General features: G+C 70.6%; 15 protein-coding genes. 4 read left to right on the top strand and 11 right to left on the bottom strand.

Annotation, left to right across the window (positions count from 1 at the left end; translation table 11 throughout):
- Positions 1 to 87 precede the first annotated feature (87 nt).
- The 3 genes from HYV93_11255 to HYV93_11245 all read right to left on the bottom strand — a co-directional run bounded on the left by HYV93_11255 (position 88) and on the right by HYV93_11245 (position 2,472).
- Positions 88 to 513 carry a PD40 domain-containing protein gene (locus HYV93_11255; protein MBI2526554.1) on the bottom strand — a complete coding sequence of 142 codons (426 nt, stop codon included), beginning with the start codon at positions 511 to 513 and terminating at the stop codon, positions 88 to 90.
- Positions 510 to 1,310, bottom strand: a complete 801-nt coding sequence (locus HYV93_11250; protein MBI2526553.1) for a hypothetical protein — start codon at positions 1,308 to 1,310, stop codon at positions 510 to 512. Before HYV93_11250 ends, HYV93_11255 begins: the two co-directional genes overlap by 4 nt.
- A gap of 181 nt (positions 1,311 to 1,491) precedes the next feature.
- Positions 1,492 to 2,472: a hypothetical protein gene (locus HYV93_11245; GenBank protein MBI2526552.1), complete on the bottom strand. Its 981-nt coding sequence runs from the start codon at positions 2,470 to 2,472 to the stop codon at positions 1,492 to 1,494.
- 288 nt (positions 2,473 to 2,760) lie between these two features.
- Here HYV93_11245 and HYV93_11240 point away from each other — a divergent pair, with 288 nt between their 5' ends.
- Entirely contained in the window at positions 2,761 to 3,861 is a 1,101-nt protein-coding gene (locus tag HYV93_11240) for a DSD1 family PLP-dependent enzyme (GenBank protein MBI2526551.1), read from the top strand.
- A gap of 234 nt (positions 3,862 to 4,095) precedes the next feature.
- On the top strand, positions 4,096 to 4,350 hold the full coding sequence (locus HYV93_11235; protein ID MBI2526550.1) for a DUF1344 domain-containing protein: 255 nt from the start codon (positions 4,096 to 4,098) through the stop codon (positions 4,348 to 4,350).
- A gap of 55 nt (positions 4,351 to 4,405) precedes the next feature.
- Here HYV93_11235 and HYV93_11230 read toward each other — a convergent pair whose 3' ends face one another.
- The 5 genes from HYV93_11230 to HYV93_11210 are packed head-to-tail and all read right to left on the bottom strand — an operon-like array spanning position 4,406 to position 9,587.
- Complete coding sequence (locus tag HYV93_11230) at positions 4,406 to 5,137, bottom strand: trypsin-like peptidase domain-containing protein (GenBank protein MBI2526549.1); 732 nt, start codon at positions 5,135 to 5,137, stop codon at positions 4,406 to 4,408.
- Positions 5,134 to 6,501, bottom strand: coding sequence for a sigma-54-dependent Fis family transcriptional regulator (locus HYV93_11225; protein ID MBI2526548.1), 1,368 nt, complete (start codon positions 6,499 to 6,501; stop codon positions 5,134 to 5,136). Before HYV93_11225 ends, HYV93_11230 begins: the two co-directional genes overlap by 4 nt.
- On the bottom strand, positions 6,498 to 8,024 hold the full coding sequence (locus tag HYV93_11220) for a HAMP domain-containing protein (protein MBI2526547.1): 1,527 nt from the start codon (positions 8,022 to 8,024) through the stop codon (positions 6,498 to 6,500). Before HYV93_11220 ends, HYV93_11225 begins: the two co-directional genes overlap by 4 nt.
- Before the next feature lie 37 nt (positions 8,025 to 8,061).
- Positions 8,062 to 9,066: a tRNA dihydrouridine synthase DusB gene (gene dusB / locus HYV93_11215; GenBank protein MBI2526546.1), complete on the bottom strand. Its 1,005-nt coding sequence runs from the start codon at positions 9,064 to 9,066 to the stop codon at positions 8,062 to 8,064.
- The gene (locus tag HYV93_11210) at positions 9,063 to 9,587 is read right to left on the bottom strand and encodes a thermonuclease family protein (GenBank protein MBI2526545.1); all 525 of its coding nucleotides are present in this window, start codon (positions 9,585 to 9,587) and stop codon (positions 9,063 to 9,065) included. The genes dusB and HYV93_11210 overlap by 4 nt, the downstream gene beginning before the upstream one ends.
- Positions 9,588 to 9,891: 304 nt before the next feature.
- Here HYV93_11210 and HYV93_11205 point away from each other — a divergent pair, with 304 nt between their 5' ends.
- Together HYV93_11205 and HYV93_11200 are read left to right on the top strand one after the other, a co-directional pair.
- Positions 9,892 to 10,071, top strand: coding sequence for a hypothetical protein (locus HYV93_11205; protein ID MBI2526544.1), 180 nt, complete (start codon positions 9,892 to 9,894; stop codon positions 10,069 to 10,071).
- A gap of 150 nt (positions 10,072 to 10,221) precedes the next feature.
- Positions 10,222 to 10,680, top strand: coding sequence for a CBS domain-containing protein (locus HYV93_11200; protein ID MBI2526543.1), 459 nt, complete (start codon positions 10,222 to 10,224; stop codon positions 10,678 to 10,680).
- Between the two features lie 2 nt (positions 10,681 to 10,682).
- Here HYV93_11200 and HYV93_11195 read toward each other — a convergent pair whose 3' ends face one another.
- The 3 genes from HYV93_11195 to HYV93_11185 are packed head-to-tail and all read right to left on the bottom strand — an operon-like array spanning position 10,683 to position 13,359.
- Positions 10,683 to 11,186 carry a hypothetical protein gene (locus HYV93_11195; GenBank protein MBI2526542.1) on the bottom strand — a complete coding sequence of 168 codons (504 nt, stop codon included), beginning with the start codon at positions 11,184 to 11,186 and terminating at the stop codon, positions 10,683 to 10,685.
- A 46-nt stretch (positions 11,187 to 11,232) separates the two neighbouring features.
- On the bottom strand, positions 11,233 to 12,189 hold the full coding sequence (locus HYV93_11190) for a hydroxymethylglutaryl-CoA lyase (protein ID MBI2526541.1): 957 nt from the start codon (positions 12,187 to 12,189) through the stop codon (positions 11,233 to 11,235).
- A 12-nt stretch (positions 12,190 to 12,201) separates the two neighbouring features.
- Positions 12,202 to 13,359: an acyl-CoA/acyl-ACP dehydrogenase gene (locus HYV93_11185; GenBank protein MBI2526540.1), complete on the bottom strand. Its 1,158-nt coding sequence runs from the start codon at positions 13,357 to 13,359 to the stop codon at positions 12,202 to 12,204.
- Positions 13,360 to 13,404 lie beyond the last annotated feature (45 nt).

Raw genomic sequence — 13,404 nt, 5'->3', positions numbered from 1 at the left:
TACCGCACGCTCGCGATCCCGCACGAGGTCATGAAGCCGGTGAGGACGTGGGCCCCCACCCTGTCGCCATAGTCACTCACAAGGGGCCTAACCTGCTGACATATCAGCACTCCGGTCTCGAGACCGTGGAAGTTGGGCTAGGAACGACCGGCCATCCGCCGCAAAGGCAACCTCCTTGTAGTATTCGGGATACCCGGTGAACCCTCGCAGCCGCCGGCCGGTGGCGGTATCCCACAGACGCAGGGTGCCATCAGCCCCCGCCACCAGCAGGCGCCGTCCGTCCGGCGAGAAGGCGAGCGAGTAGACGTTTCCTTGCGGTGTGTTGACCTCGTACGTCGCACGCCAGATCTCCCGGCCTCCAGCCATCTCGCTCAGGCTCAACATCTGCCTTATGTACCCCGCCGCCCCGCCCAGGGCGAGGAACCGCCCATCGGGCGATATCTGGGCGCGCCCGACGCTGGGTTCCCGAATCACGCCAGCCTCCCTGCCGGCCAAGAGGTCCCACCATTTCACAGTGCCTCCGCCGCCCACGGACAGGAGGACTCGTCCGTCGGGCGAGAAGGTCGTCCTCCGCACGGCTGGCTCGTGGCGCCCCAGGACCCGCGCCACCGGCGGGGGGCCGCCCGGGGCCGGCTCCGCGCGCCGCGGGGTGATACCTCCCGGATCTGGGGCAGGCCCGGGGCGAATCCGGGGGACATGGCCGTGAACGTCTGCGTGACGGCCACGATTCGCTCCGTCTTGCACTCCTCCTCCTCGGCCTGGATCACGATGTCGGTCACCCCGTCCCCGTTGACGTCGCGCATCTCGACGGCCGCGCCCAGGGTCGCCTGGGAGATCTGGAGGATCTCGTGCCTCGAGCAGCCGCCGCTCTCCCCGTCCTGCTCCCCCGAGAAGAGATCCTTCGTCGCCCGCGTCCTGAGATCGACGAGCAGGTAGCCCTCCCACATGACGCCACGAGTCACGCCCACGGAGCGGACGGTGAGATGCGGAGTGCCCGCCTTGTCCGTCACCAAGCCCACCACGTCCGGGCTGCCGCCAACCAGGCGCGTCGGGTCGCCGCCGGCCGCGTCGTACAGGTAGAGCCCCTGGGCCATGCGGCCGGCGGAGGGGAAAAGGAGCAAGAAGGTGGTGTTGCCGATCCGGCAGCTCGCCTCGATGGAGTCGATTCCCTTGTCCTTCATCCAGCCCTCGAGATTCCGCTCGAACGGCCGGGGCAGGTCGTCAGACGTGTCGGTGCAGCTCGCTGCGGCGCCGGCCGCCGGGAGGCCGGCGAGGGCACCCAGGAGCGCGAGGGCGATGACGGCTCTCATGGGCCTCCAGCGATTCCACCCGTCGCTCGAATCGTGACCCGGTGAGCGGGCGGTTCGCGCATAGCCGACAATTCCCTGCTGGGGCCTCGAGAGGGCAAGTATCTCCGCTGCGGCGGCCCTGGGTCCGCGCCAGCCTCGCGCGGCAGCAGGTGGAGCCCGGCACGCGGAACACGGCCCATGCCTACAGCCCGTGGTATTTTGTCGCGACCTTGCCGAAGGTGGGCTGGCCCCGGCCACCGCGCCAGTAGAAGATGCCGGCGTGGTCTCCCTCGTGGCCGTCGAGAGCGGCCCAGACCTCGTCGAGGCCATCGCCGTTGACGTCAGCGACCCCGAGCGGCACGATATGTCTGTAGTACGTTCCCCCGAGTACGGCCACCACCGAGAGGTCGGAGTCGAGGATGACCGTCCGCCAGTCGTCGTCGATCTGCGGCTCGGCCTCTGCCCCATAGCGGGCGTAGGCGACGTACTGGCGGCGCTCGCGGGCCGTGAAGTGGCCGCCCGCGATGATCAGTTTGGCCAGTTTCTGCTGGGGCCGCGCCACGGAGCCCGGCCTCCCGGCCCCCACCCACAAATCGGGCCCGCGCGGGAACAGCGTCCGGACTCGCGAAGCGATCGTCTGGTGGGGTCCGGGCTTCCTGAGGACGCAGGGCGCCCGGCATGCGGGGAGCCGCCGCGCGGCGATGACCAGACGGACGTCGGCCACCGCCGCCGGCGGGTGCGGTTCGGCCACTGCCACGATCAATGTCCCGGGTTGCACGTCGAAGCCGAGGATCTCGTGTCTGATAACCCGTGCCGAGGTCACGCCGTCGGGGGTTCGAACCTGGACGATCTCGCCCGTCTTCACGGAAACTGCGCTGTTGATGTACGCGTGGTCGATCTGACGACAGGACCAACCGCCATAAGGGCTCAGCGGCGGTTCGGGCTTCTCGCCATGACAGTAGCTCGGCCTGTCGCTCAGCACCGCACGGCGGAGAAACCTCTGCATGTCCGCCATCGGGAGCTCGAGGTAGATCTCCCCTCTGACGACGCCGCCAAGCAGGAGGTCCGCGAAGAATTGCTCTCTCGCGTCGGGCGAAGGGCCAGCGCTGGAGGCCCCGGCAGCGATCCCGACAGCCCCGAGAAGCACGATGGCAACGCGGATACGCCTGACGGCGCCCCTCACCCTGCCCCCTGTCGTCGCAGTCCCCACGCCGAGACACGCCTCTCGCGCCCTGCGCCGCAGCCGCGCCCCGGCCCCTCACAGCGCCGATGCTCCGCGACGAAGGCCTCGAGGGTGTCCGGGAGGGCGTGACGGCCTCAGCCATCGGACGCTCATGAGCGACGAGCCCACATGATGAGGCCAGGCCCGGGGCGGCGTCAATCGGAGATCTTGCGCACGGGCAACCCCGACGCCGGACTTCTCCCGAGCGGTAGGGATGATGGTGCGCGCCTGTGCTATCCTCGCCGCGCCATGACTCGAGCCGACCTCCCGACGCCTGCGCTCCTTCTCGACCTCGACCGCTTCGAGCGCAACGTCCAGAAGATGGCGGCGCACGTGAAGGCCGCCGGCAAGCGGCTCCGCCCCCACGCCAAGACGCACAGGTGTCCCGAGATCGCCCGGCGGCAGGTGGCCGCGGGCGCGGTGGGGGTGTGCGTCGCGAAGGTGGGCGAGGCCGAGGTGATGGCCGCCGCCGGCGTCCGCAATCTCCTCATCACCACGGAAGTGGTGGGGGCGGAGAAGGTCGGCCGGCTGCTGCGGGTGCTCGAGCGCCAGCCCGAGACCATGGTCGTCGTGGACCACCCGGACAACGTGCGCGAGCTGGGACAGGCCATGGCGCGCGCGGGGCGCGTGCTCAACGTGCTGGTGGACGTGGAGGTGGGCGGGCGGCGGACGGGCGTCGAGGACGGCGAGCCGGCGCTCGACCTCGGGCGTCTCGTCACCACCGAGCGGGCGCTCAATCTGCGGGGGCTGCAGGGCTATGCCGGGCACTGCGCCCACGTGGTGGGCTGGGAGTCGCGGCGGCGCGCCTCGCTCAAGTGGATGCGCAGGTTGATGCGGACGCGCGCCCTCTTCGAGAAGCAGGGCCTGCCCGTGGAGATCGTCAGCGGGGGCTCCAGCGGCAGCTTCGACATCGACGTGGAGCTGCCAGGGCTGACGGAGCTGCAAGCGGGCTCATACTGCGTGATGGATCTGGACTACCGGCGGATCGGCAGCCGCGGCGGGAAGGTCTACGACAGCTTCGAGATGGCGCTCACCGTGCTCGCCACGGTGGTGAGCCGGCCGAGCGCGGAGCTGGCCATCGTGGACGCGGGTTTCAAGGCCTTCTCCACCGACAAGCCCTTTCCCCCCGAGGCCGTCGAGTGCCCGGGGCTCGCGTACTCCTGGGCAGGCGACGAGCACGGGCGGCTCACCATCGCGGACCAGGACCGGGCGCCGCGGCTCGGCGATCTCCTCGAGTTCTTCCCACCTCACTGCGATCCGACGATCAACCTCTACGACCGCATTCACGCCATGCGGGGGGACAGGGTCGAGGCGGTGTGGGAGATCTCGGCCCGCGGCCGCTCGCAGTAGCCGTCGTCGACTCCAGGCCGGCCTGCCGGGCCCGCGATGTGGCGATGCGCCACACGCTGATCCGGTCTACCACACTCTGCCCCTCGATCCGTGGAACCCCAGAGGCGCGAAGCGCCTGAATTCCCTGGCGGCCACGCGCGCTGTGCGGCTGGCACCCCGATTGCTCCGGATAGCGGTTGACCGTGACGTCGATGGCAGTCCACACACACACCGCGAAGCAAGGAGGAAGTTCACATGAAGAAGGTGATGGGGTTGGCACTGGCTGTGCTGCTGGGCCTCGGTGTCGGCATGGCCGCGGCCGAGGAGATCTCCGGAAAGATCCAGAAGGTCGACGTCGCCGAGCGCATGTTCGTCCTCGAGGACGGCACCCAGCTCCGGCTGGCCGAGGGGCTCCCCACCGAGGGGCTGAAGGAAGGTGTCTCGGTGAGGGCGTCCTACGAGGAGCGCGACGGACAGAAGGTCGTGACGGGAATCCAGATCTCCGAGTAGCCCCGCAGGAGGCTGGGCCCGGCGGGCGGGCCATGCGCGGTCCGCCCGCCGGGATTCATCTGGGCACGATGGCCTCGAGCCCCGAAGCGATCAGGAACCGCACGATGGCCCGGGTCGCGATGACGGTCGTCTCGCCCGGCACCGGCACCGGCACGACCCGCGAGGGAGCCTCGGGGAAGGAAACGTTGGCCGTGCGGTAGCCCTCCACGATGCCGATCAGCGCGCCGTTCTCGACGTCGAAGACCCCACCCCCGCTCGCCCCGTAGCTCACGGAGGCGTCGACCATCCGCACCGTCCCCTGCACGGGCAGCTCCTCCTCGCCCGCCACGAGCTGGCTGACCACGCCGGAGACCACGGTGAGCCGGCGTCCCCAGGGGAAGGCGACGACCCATACCTCGTCCCCGAGGCTCGCGGTCTCCTTGAGCCTCACGGGCGGGAGGCTCAGTCCGCTCACCTGAATCACCGCCAGATCGAGGTCCGGGCTCACGGCGGCCACCACGGCCTTCGTGCGCCCCTTCCGTCCGGGGCTGCTGACGTACACGTCCTGGGGCCCGGGCGGATCCAGGAAGTGACGGGTAGTGATGATCCAGGACCGGCCCGCCGCGGGGTCGGATGCCAGCACGACGCCGGAGGCGGCCCGGCGCACGCCGCCCTGGCGCTCCAGGCGCAGCTGCACCGTGGAGGGGAGGATGCGCCGGATGACCTCTCCGCGCTCCAGGCCTGCCGGCGTGGACGCACAGCCGGAGATCAGCAGAGCGAGCGCGAGCCAGCGGGCTGCCCGCTTCATCCCTCGGTGTCCCCCTCGCTGGCGTGCCGCCTGAGGATCCTGTAGAGCGTGCCGCGGTCGATGCCGAGGAGCTCGGCAGCGCGCACCTTGTTCCCGCCGGCCTCCTCCAGCACCTTCGCAACGTACCACTGCTTCACCTCCTCGAGCGTCATTCTGCTCGTGGGCAGGCGCAAGTCGCCGTCCGGCCCCCGGCGCAGCAGCTCCGGCAGATCGCCGGGCACGAGCACTTCCGACGACGACAGCGCCACGGCTCGCTCGACGGCATGTTCCAGCTCGCGCACGTTGCCGGGCCAGTGGTATCCGGACAGCACGGCCAGGGTCTCCGGTGCGAACCCCCTCGTGGGCTTGCCGGCGGCGCGTGCGTACTTCTCGAGGAAGTGCTGGGCGAGGAGGGGGATATCCTGGGACCGCTCACGCAGCGGAGGGAGGACGATGGTCACCACGTTCAGACGGTAGTAGAGATCCTCGCGGAAGGCTCCCTCGGCGACGCGCTTGCCGAGATCCCGGTTGGTCGCGGCAATGATCCGCACGTTCACCGGCAAGACCTCATTTCCGCCCACCCGCCGGATGGCGCGCTCCTGGAGCAGCCGCAGGAGCTTCGCCTGCAGGGTGGGGGCGAGGTCCCCGATCTCGTCGAGGAGGCAGGTGCCGCCATCGGATGTCTCGAGGAGGCCGCGCCGCGTCGAGAGGGCCCCCGTGAACGCCCCTCGCTCGTGGCCGAACAGCTCCGACTCGAAGAGGCCCTCCGGGAGCGCCGTGCAGTCCACCACGACGAAGGGGCGCCCGGCCCTGGGGCTCGCGTAGTGGATGGCCCGGGCGACCAGCTCCTTGCCGGTCCCTGTCTCGCCCTGGATGAGCACCGTGGTCTCGAGGGCGGACACGCGGGCCACGAGCTTGTAGACCTCCACCATCTGAGGGGACTGCCCCTGGAGGTTCTGCACGCCATAGCGATCCTCCAGTTCCCGGCGGTACTGCCGGTTCTCGCTGGCGAGCCGGCGGGCCTCGAGAGCGCGGCGGACGACGACCTTCATCTCCTCCATCCGGAAGGGCTTGGACAGGTAGTCGTAGGCGCCAGCGCGGATGGCCTGGATGGCGGTGTCGATGGTCACGAAGGCGGTGAGCACGAGCACCGGCACTCCCGGCTGGATGGTCGCGAGCCCCCGCATCACCTGCAGACCGTCCAGCCCAGGCATGCGGAGGTCCACGATGGCCAGGTCCACCGGCTCCGCCTCGGCCACGCGCAGGCATTCCTCTCCGCTGGCGGCTGCGCGAACCCGGTAGCCCTCGCGGCTCAGGACCTCGGCGAGGAGCGCCAGGGCCACCGGATCGTCGTCGGCGATGAGCAGCGTGCTCGCGGCCGTCACGCGGCGGGCTCCCCGGCGGGGACGACGACCCGGAACACCGTCCCCCCTGCCGCGCCGCTGGACACGTCGATGGTGCCGCCGTGCTCGCGGACGATCTGCGCCGAGATGAAGAGCCCGAGGCCGGTGCCCCGCCCCGCTTCCTTGGTGGAGAAGAAGGGCTCGAAGATCCGAGCCTGGACGGCGGCCGGGATGCCCCTTCCGGTGTCGCGGACCTCCAGCACGACCTGCTTGTGGTCTCCCGTGAACGTCCCGATTTCCACGCGCCCCCCGGGGGGTGTCACGTCCATGGCGTTGGTGAGGAGGTTGAGGATCACCTGCTCGAGCTGTGTGCCGTAGCCGCAAACCGCGGGCAACCCGGGGTCGGTGGTCACGCGAAGGGTGACGCCTGCGGCGGCCATGCTCGGGCTCACCAGCTCGGCCGTCTCCCTCACGAGCTGGCCGAGGTCCACACGGGCCGGCTCGCCCCGGGGGCCTCGCGTCATGTCCAGGAGCTGGGTGATGATCGCCGCCACGCGGGCGAGCTGGGTCTCGACGACCGCGAGCCTTCGCTGCACCTCCGGGGTGACCAGCGGGGGCGACAGCTCCTGTCGCAACAGCTCCAGGTGCCCGGTGACCGAATGCAGCGGCGTGCCCACCTCGTGAGCCACCTCTGCCATGATCCGGCCGGACACGGCGAGCCGCTCGGCGTGGCCGAGCCGGCGCTGCATGTCGAACAGGAGGCGGTTGAGCCGCTGGACCTCCTGGTACCGCTGGTCCAGCTCGGCGGTGGCCTCCTTCACCCGGGTCTGCAGCTCGTCGTTGAACTGGCCGATCCGGGCCAGCATCTCGTTGAACTGCCGCGCGAGCGTTCCGAACTCGTCCGTTGATTGCAGGCGGATGCGGGCCTGGGGGGCCCCGCCGCGGAGCGCGCTGATGGCCTCCAGGAACACCCGGATCGGCCGGTCCACGACCTGGGACACGGCGAGGCTCATGAGCAAGCCCATCACGACCACCGAGGCTGCCGTGAGGAGGAGCGTCCACCCTCGCGTCCGGGACCCGAGCTGGTCGGCCCGCTCCAGGGAGAACTTGGCGGCCACCGCGCCGGCCACTGCCCCGCCGAGGGTGATCGGAGCCATCACTTCCCAGAAGCGCTCCCCGTCACCCTCGACCAGCCGGGAGACCGCCCGGCCCTGGCGGGCCTGCGCGACATCCGTGCGCGTGAAGGGCAGCCGCCTGCCCGGCTGGCTTGCGGCGGCCACGTGCGTTCCGTCGGCGCGGAAGGCGAGCACGTCGAGCTGGGTGACGTTCTGGCGGATGGTCAGGATCTGGCGAATCTGCGCATCGAGCAGCTCGGCGTTCTCGAACTCCCGACGATCGCCGATGGTCGCGGCGACCTCCCGGGCGAATGCGATGGCGCGCTCCTTCAGGTCCTCCTCGATCCACCCGCGCGCCAGCCGGAAGTTGAGGGCGGTGAACCCGAAGGACACGGCGACCAGCACCGCCACGCTGAGCAGCACGAGCTTCTGGCGGACTCCCAGGCGCATGGCGCCTCTGGCGTTCCGGAGTGGACTCGGCTCGGGGTCAGCCAGCGGCGAGGGGTGCATCCTCGGGGACTGCCCGCTGATCGGCCGGACCGGGACGGGCGGCGTGCCAGTAGCGCTCGAAGACCTCCCACACCTCCTCCGGCGTGCGGGCCTCGAAGATCAGACGGCGGCAGTCGCTGGCATGGCCGAGCCCCTCCGTGTACCACGCCAGGTGCTTCTGCATCTGCACGAGCGCGTACTTCTCCCGGAAGTGCTCGCGGATCAGCGCACAGTGCCGGGCGATGGCTCGCGCCTTGTACTCGCGCTGCGCCTCCGGCGGGAGCCCCTCGAAGCTCTCGCTGAACACCCATGGCCGCCCCAGCGCCCCGCGGCCGATCATGACGGAGCGGCAGCCCGTCTCGGCCATCATCCGGCGCGCCTCGGCCATCGAGCGCACATCGCCGTTGCCGGTCACCGGGATGCGGACGGCGGCCGCGACCTCGGCGATGATCGCCCAGGGCGCCTGGCCCGCGTGTCGCTGGGCGCGCGTGCGCGGGTGGACGGTGATGGCGTCCACCCCCTCGCCCTCGGCCATGCGCGCCACCTCCACGGCGTTGACATGCTCGTCGTCCCAGCCGCTGCGGATCTTGATCGTGAGCGGCACCGCCAGCGCGCGGCGGAGCGCTCGCAGGATGCGCGCCGCCGCCGGCACATCCCGCATGAGCGCCGCTCCCTTGCCCTTGGCGGTGATCTTCGGCATCGGGCAGCCCATGTTCAGGTCCACGATGTCGGCGCCGAGCCCCTCGAGGCGCCGGGCCGCGCGCACGAGGATGTCGGGGTCCTTGCCCAGGAGCTGCATGGCCAGCGGGCGCTCGGCGGGGTAGTAGGCCGCGATGGCGTCGGCATGTGGAGTGTTCATGAGGAGCGTGGCGGCGTCCATCTCCTCCGTGGTGGTGAGCCCGCTGCCGCACTCTCGCGCGACCAGCCGGAAGGGGGCGTTGGTGATGCCCGCCATGGGTGCCAGGCGCGTGGAGGAAGCGATGGCGACGGCGCCGATCTTCACGGGCTCGCCATGCGCCACAGCCCCCGGTTCGCCTCGCGGGCCTGGCGCTGGAGCGTGAGGAAGGCGCTCGCGTAGCGGACATTGGGGGGGATGGTCATGACCTGGGCATAGCCGAGGCGCAGCAGCTCGGCGTTGACCATGACCTCGCGGCCGTCGTCCCGGCGGACCCACACATAGGCCAGCAGCCGCCCGTAGCGGTCGCGCTGCTGCACGTCGGGCTCGAGCCGCACCGCCCGACCCTCGACCAGCCGCCGGTTGACCTCGCGCGCCTGCCGCCCGCCGGGCTGCTCGCCCTTGCGCGGATGGTGGATCTCCGGCGTGTTGACGCCGATGTAGCGGACCTTCTCGAGCCGGCCCTCGACGGCCACGTGGATGGTGTCGCCGTCCACGAGCCGCACCACCGTGCCCTCGATGCCCCGGGATGGCTCCGGGCGCCCGGCCGTCGGCCAGAGCAGGGCGGCCGCGAGCAGGGCACCGGCGAGGGCGAGGAGGGGGCGCCGGGCCGGGAGTGCTCGGGCCATGGTGTCTCATTATAGATACATCCCTGACCCTGTCCCGGCCGATTCGGCCGCCCGCGCCTCCCTGTCTCGGTCTCGCCAGCATCGAGGGTTTGACGCGGGCCGGTTCGCCCCGGCCCGGGGCCGGACCGGTCGGGCAGGCTGCCGCGCTCTGCGCGGGCCGCCCCGCGGAAAGTGCCGTGTGCGCTGGCCTGGCCACTTGGCATGTGCCGTGCTCGATCATGCGACGACAGCGCGAGCCCCCAGGGCCGCCATGGGCAAGCCACCGACCGGCAGGTGCGGGATGACAGCACCGGAGAGTGAGGCGATGAGCACCGACCCCTGGTACGACCTGGAACTGAGGGCGCTTTCCGATCTCACCGATCCCGCGACGGAACAGCGGGCGGCGGCAGAGGAAGCAGCCGCCGGCACCGAGAGCCCGCCCGACGAGACCGAGGCGCCTCCCGAGCCTGCCACACCCCCCGCATCCCCCGCGCCCCCCGCCTGACCTGTCCGTTCCCGGCCCGGATCGCTCGCGAACGGAGTCCGGGGAGCCCGCGGGACCCGTCCGGTTGCACCGTGTCGCCCCGAGGAGTAGCGTGGAGAAACCCAGTCAGGCCGGAGCCGGGGCCGAACTCACTTCGCGGGAGGTGACACGATGAAGACGCTCCGCGAGATCATGCGCCCGTCCTTCCTCTTCCTCGTCCAGCGCGCGGCCAGCGTCGCCGAGGCCGTCCACGCCATGACGGAGCACAACGTGGGCATCGTCGTGGTCCTCGACGGCGACCGGCTGGCCGGCGTGTTCTCCGAGCGCGACGTGGTCCGCCGCGTGGTGGAGCGAGGCCTCGACCCGTCGCGGACCACCGTCGGGGACGTCATGACCCCGGACCTGGTGGTGGGAGACGCGGACGAGGACTACCGGTCGGCGATCCGCAAGATGGACCAGGCCAATATCCGGCACCTTCCCGTGGTGAGCCGCGGCCGGCTCCTGTCCATGCTGTCCATCCGCGACCTCATGCGCGTGGAGATGCAGGACCAGGGGGAGGAGCTCGAGTACCTGCGCGCGTACCTCTACCAGATCCCGCCCGAGGTCACCGCCAGCCGCGCCTTCCGCTAAGGCTAGGGACGGAACTCCTGGTCGAGGACCTCCGTGATGAAGCGGTCGAGCGACACGGGGTAGAAGCGGGCGCTGGGAGAGAGGATGACGCCCGTGTTGATGACCTCCCGCCGCGCCAGCTCGTCCAGCGCCCGCTCGATCTGGGTCTGCGGGTCGCGGTCCCACCGCTGGATCGAGAGGTCCTCGCTCTCGAGCGTGACCTGGTGGCGCGACGAGTACATGAAGGAGAAGACCCGCGCCACCAGCGCCCGGTCCATCACCTCCGACTCCTTGAAGAGGTCCCCGTAGGTCTGCCCCGCACGCCCCGGCGCCAGCACGAGACGTGGGGAGACCTTGATCTTCCCGCGGATCTCCACCGAGTGCGCCGGCCGGTCCTCCTGCGGACCCACCAGGATGTAGGGAAGCACGTGGTAGCCGGCGATGATGCCGGTCACGGGCTTGCGGAGGATCTCCGTCGTCTCGAACAGGCGCTTGATGAACTCGGGGTCGAGGCGCTCGCCGAACATGCCGCTCATCCTCGGAGGACCCCAGGGCCTCGGCCCGCGGCCTCGGTCATCGCGTCCCCAGCGCGGCCAGCCGCGCCTCGACGCCGTCGGGGAGCGGGTAGCGCCGGTCCCACTGGCCGGCCTTGACGATCTGACCCGGCAGGGGGCGCCCCACGATCTCCTGGACGCGCCGGGAGGTCTCGATGAGGGCGGCCAGGTCCACGCCGGTCTCGACGCCCATGGCATGCAGGCAGTGGATCAGGTCCTCCGTGCAGACATTGCCCGAGGCGCCGGGCGCGAAGGGGCAGCCGCCCAGGCCCCCGATGGAGGCGTCGAACTGGGTCACGCCCATCTCCATGGCGGCCAGGATGTTCGGGATGGCCATGGCGCGCGTGTCGTGGGTGTGGAGCGTCCACGGGATCCCCGGGAAGCGGGGCATCAGCCGCTCGAGCACCCGCGCCACCTGGGCCGGGTTGGCCATCCCGGTGGTGTCGGCGAGCCCGATGCCCGTCGCGCCCAGGTCCACGAGCCGCGCCACCACGGACTCCAGGCGCTGGACCGGCACCTCGCCCTCGAACGGGCAGCCGAAGGAGCAGGAGATACCCGCGCTGATCGCCACGCCGGCGCGCCGGGCCACCTCGGCCACGGCGCGCAGCTTCACGATGGACTCGGCGATGGACATGTTCACGTTGGCGAGGTTGTGGCTCTCGCTGGCCGAGATCACGGTGTGGATCTCGTCCACCCGCCCGTCCACCGCCCGCACCGCGCCCTTGTCGTTGGGCACCAGGGCCGAGTACACGGTGCCGGGCCGGCGCTGGATCCTCGCCATCACCTCCTCGGCGTCCCGGAGCTGGGGGACGGCCCTGGGCGAGACGAAGGACGTCACCTCGATCCGGGACATCCCGGTCGCCGAGAGCCGGTCCACGACCTCGATCTTCTGCTCGGTCGGGATGAAGCCGGGCTCGATCTGGAAGCCGTCCCGCGTGCCCACCTCGCAGATCGTCACGCGCGTCGCGAGCTTCATGGGTTCCGCTCCTCAGTACGAGCGCGGCATGCCGAGCACGTGCTCGCCGACGAAGGCCATGATGAGGTTGTTGTTGATGGGCGCCGCCCGGTAGAGGCGGGATTCGCGGAACTTGCGCTCGATGTCGTACTCCTCGGCGAAGCCGTACCCCCCGTGGGCGTCGATGCAGGCGTCCCCGGCCTGCAGGGCCGCCTCGGAGGCCAGGTACTTGGCCATGTTGGCCTCGGCGCCGCAGGGCAGGCCCGCGTCGAAGAGCCGCGCCGCCTTGGTGCGCATGAGATCCGCCGCCTCCACCGCCATGTGGGCCCGCGCGATCGGGAACTGCACGCCCTGGTTGGCCCCGATGGGCTTGCCGAAGATCACCCGCTGGCTGGCGTAGGCCACGGCCTTCTCGATGAACCAGCGCGCGTCACCCAGCGAGTCGGAGGCGACCAGGACCCGCTCGGCGTTCATGCCGTCCAGGATATAGGAGAAGCCCTTGCCCTCCTGCCCGACGAGGCTGTCGGCAGGGATCTCCATGTTGTCGAAGAAGAGCGCGTTGGTCGAGTGGTTCATCATCATGCGCAGCGGCCGCACCTCGAGCCCCTTGAGGCCCCGGATGTCCACGAGGAAGACGCTCAGCCCGTCCGTCTTCCGCTTCACCTGGTCCACCGGCGTGGTCCGGGCGAGCAGGAGCATCAGGTCGGACTGCAGCACGCGGGAGATGAACATCTTCTGCCCGTTGACCACGTAGCGGTCGCCCCGGCGGACGGCCGTGGTCTGCAGCTTCGTCGTGTCCGAGCCGGCGTTGGGCTCCGTGACGCCGAAGGCCTGCAGTCTCAGCTCGCCCGTGGCGATCTTGGGCAGGTACTGCTGCTTCTGCGCCTCGGAGCCGTGGCGGAGCACGGTGCCCATGATGTACATCTGCGCGTGGCAGGCGCCGGCATTGGCGCCCGAGCGGTTGATCTCCTCCAGGATGAGCGCGGCCTCCATGATCCCCAGCCCCGCCCCGCCGTACTCGTGCGGGATCAGGACCGCCAGGTAGCCGGCCTTGGTCAGCTCGTTGACGAAGGCGTCGGGGTACTCGCGGCGCGTGTCGAGGTCCCGCCAGTACTGCGGCGGGTACTGCTTGCAGAGCTCGGCCACGGCGGCCTTGAGCGCCTTCTGCTCGTCGGTCAGCGCGAATGACATGTCGGCCATGGTACCTCTCTCCATCCTCAACATGCCTGCGGCATG

It is taken from the genome of Candidatus Rokuibacteriota bacterium, from assembly GCA_016188005.1.
Taxonomy (GTDB): domain Bacteria; phylum Methylomirabilota; class Methylomirabilia; order Rokubacteriales; family CSP1-6; genus UBA12499.
The sequence above is the reverse complement of the archived record's forward strand: the minus strand, read 5'-3'. Positions and strand labels throughout refer to the sequence as shown.

Bases quoted from the DNA above. Each gene is read 5' to 3' on its own strand.
- HYV93_11250 (MBI2526553.1), bottom strand. From the start codon at position 1,310: ATGAGAGCCGTCATCGCCCTCGCGCTCCTGGGTGCCCTCGCCGGCCTC.
- HYV93_11240 (MBI2526551.1), top strand. From the start codon at position 2,761: ATGACTCGAGCCGACCTCCCGACGCCTGCGCTCCTTCTCGACCTCGAC.
- HYV93_11235 (MBI2526550.1), top strand. From the start codon at position 4,096: ATGAAGAAGGTGATGGGGTTGGCACTGGCTGTGCTGCTGGGCCTCGGT.
- HYV93_11230 (MBI2526549.1), bottom strand. From the start codon at position 5,137: ATGAAGCGGGCAGCCCGCTGGCTCGCGCTCGCTCTGCTGATCTCCGGC.
- HYV93_11220 (MBI2526547.1), bottom strand. From the start codon at position 8,024: ATGCGCCTGGGAGTCCGCCAGAAGCTCGTGCTGCTCAGCGTGGCGGTG.
- HYV93_11210 (MBI2526545.1), bottom strand. From the start codon at position 9,587: ATGGCCCGAGCACTCCCGGCCCGGCGCCCCCTCCTCGCCCTCGCCGGT.
- HYV93_11205 (MBI2526544.1), top strand. From the start codon at position 9,892: ATGAGCACCGACCCCTGGTACGACCTGGAACTGAGGGCGCTTTCCGAT.
- HYV93_11200 (MBI2526543.1), top strand. From the start codon at position 10,222: ATGAAGACGCTCCGCGAGATCATGCGCCCGTCCTTCCTCTTCCTCGTC.
- HYV93_11195 (MBI2526542.1), bottom strand. From the start codon at position 11,186: ATGTTCGGCGAGCGCCTCGACCCCGAGTTCATCAAGCGCCTGTTCGAG.
- HYV93_11190 (MBI2526541.1), bottom strand. From the start codon at position 12,189: ATGAAGCTCGCGACGCGCGTGACGATCTGCGAGGTGGGCACGCGGGAC.
- HYV93_11185 (MBI2526540.1), bottom strand. From the start codon at position 13,359: ATGTCATTCGCGCTGACCGACGAGCAGAAGGCGCTCAAGGCCGCCGTG.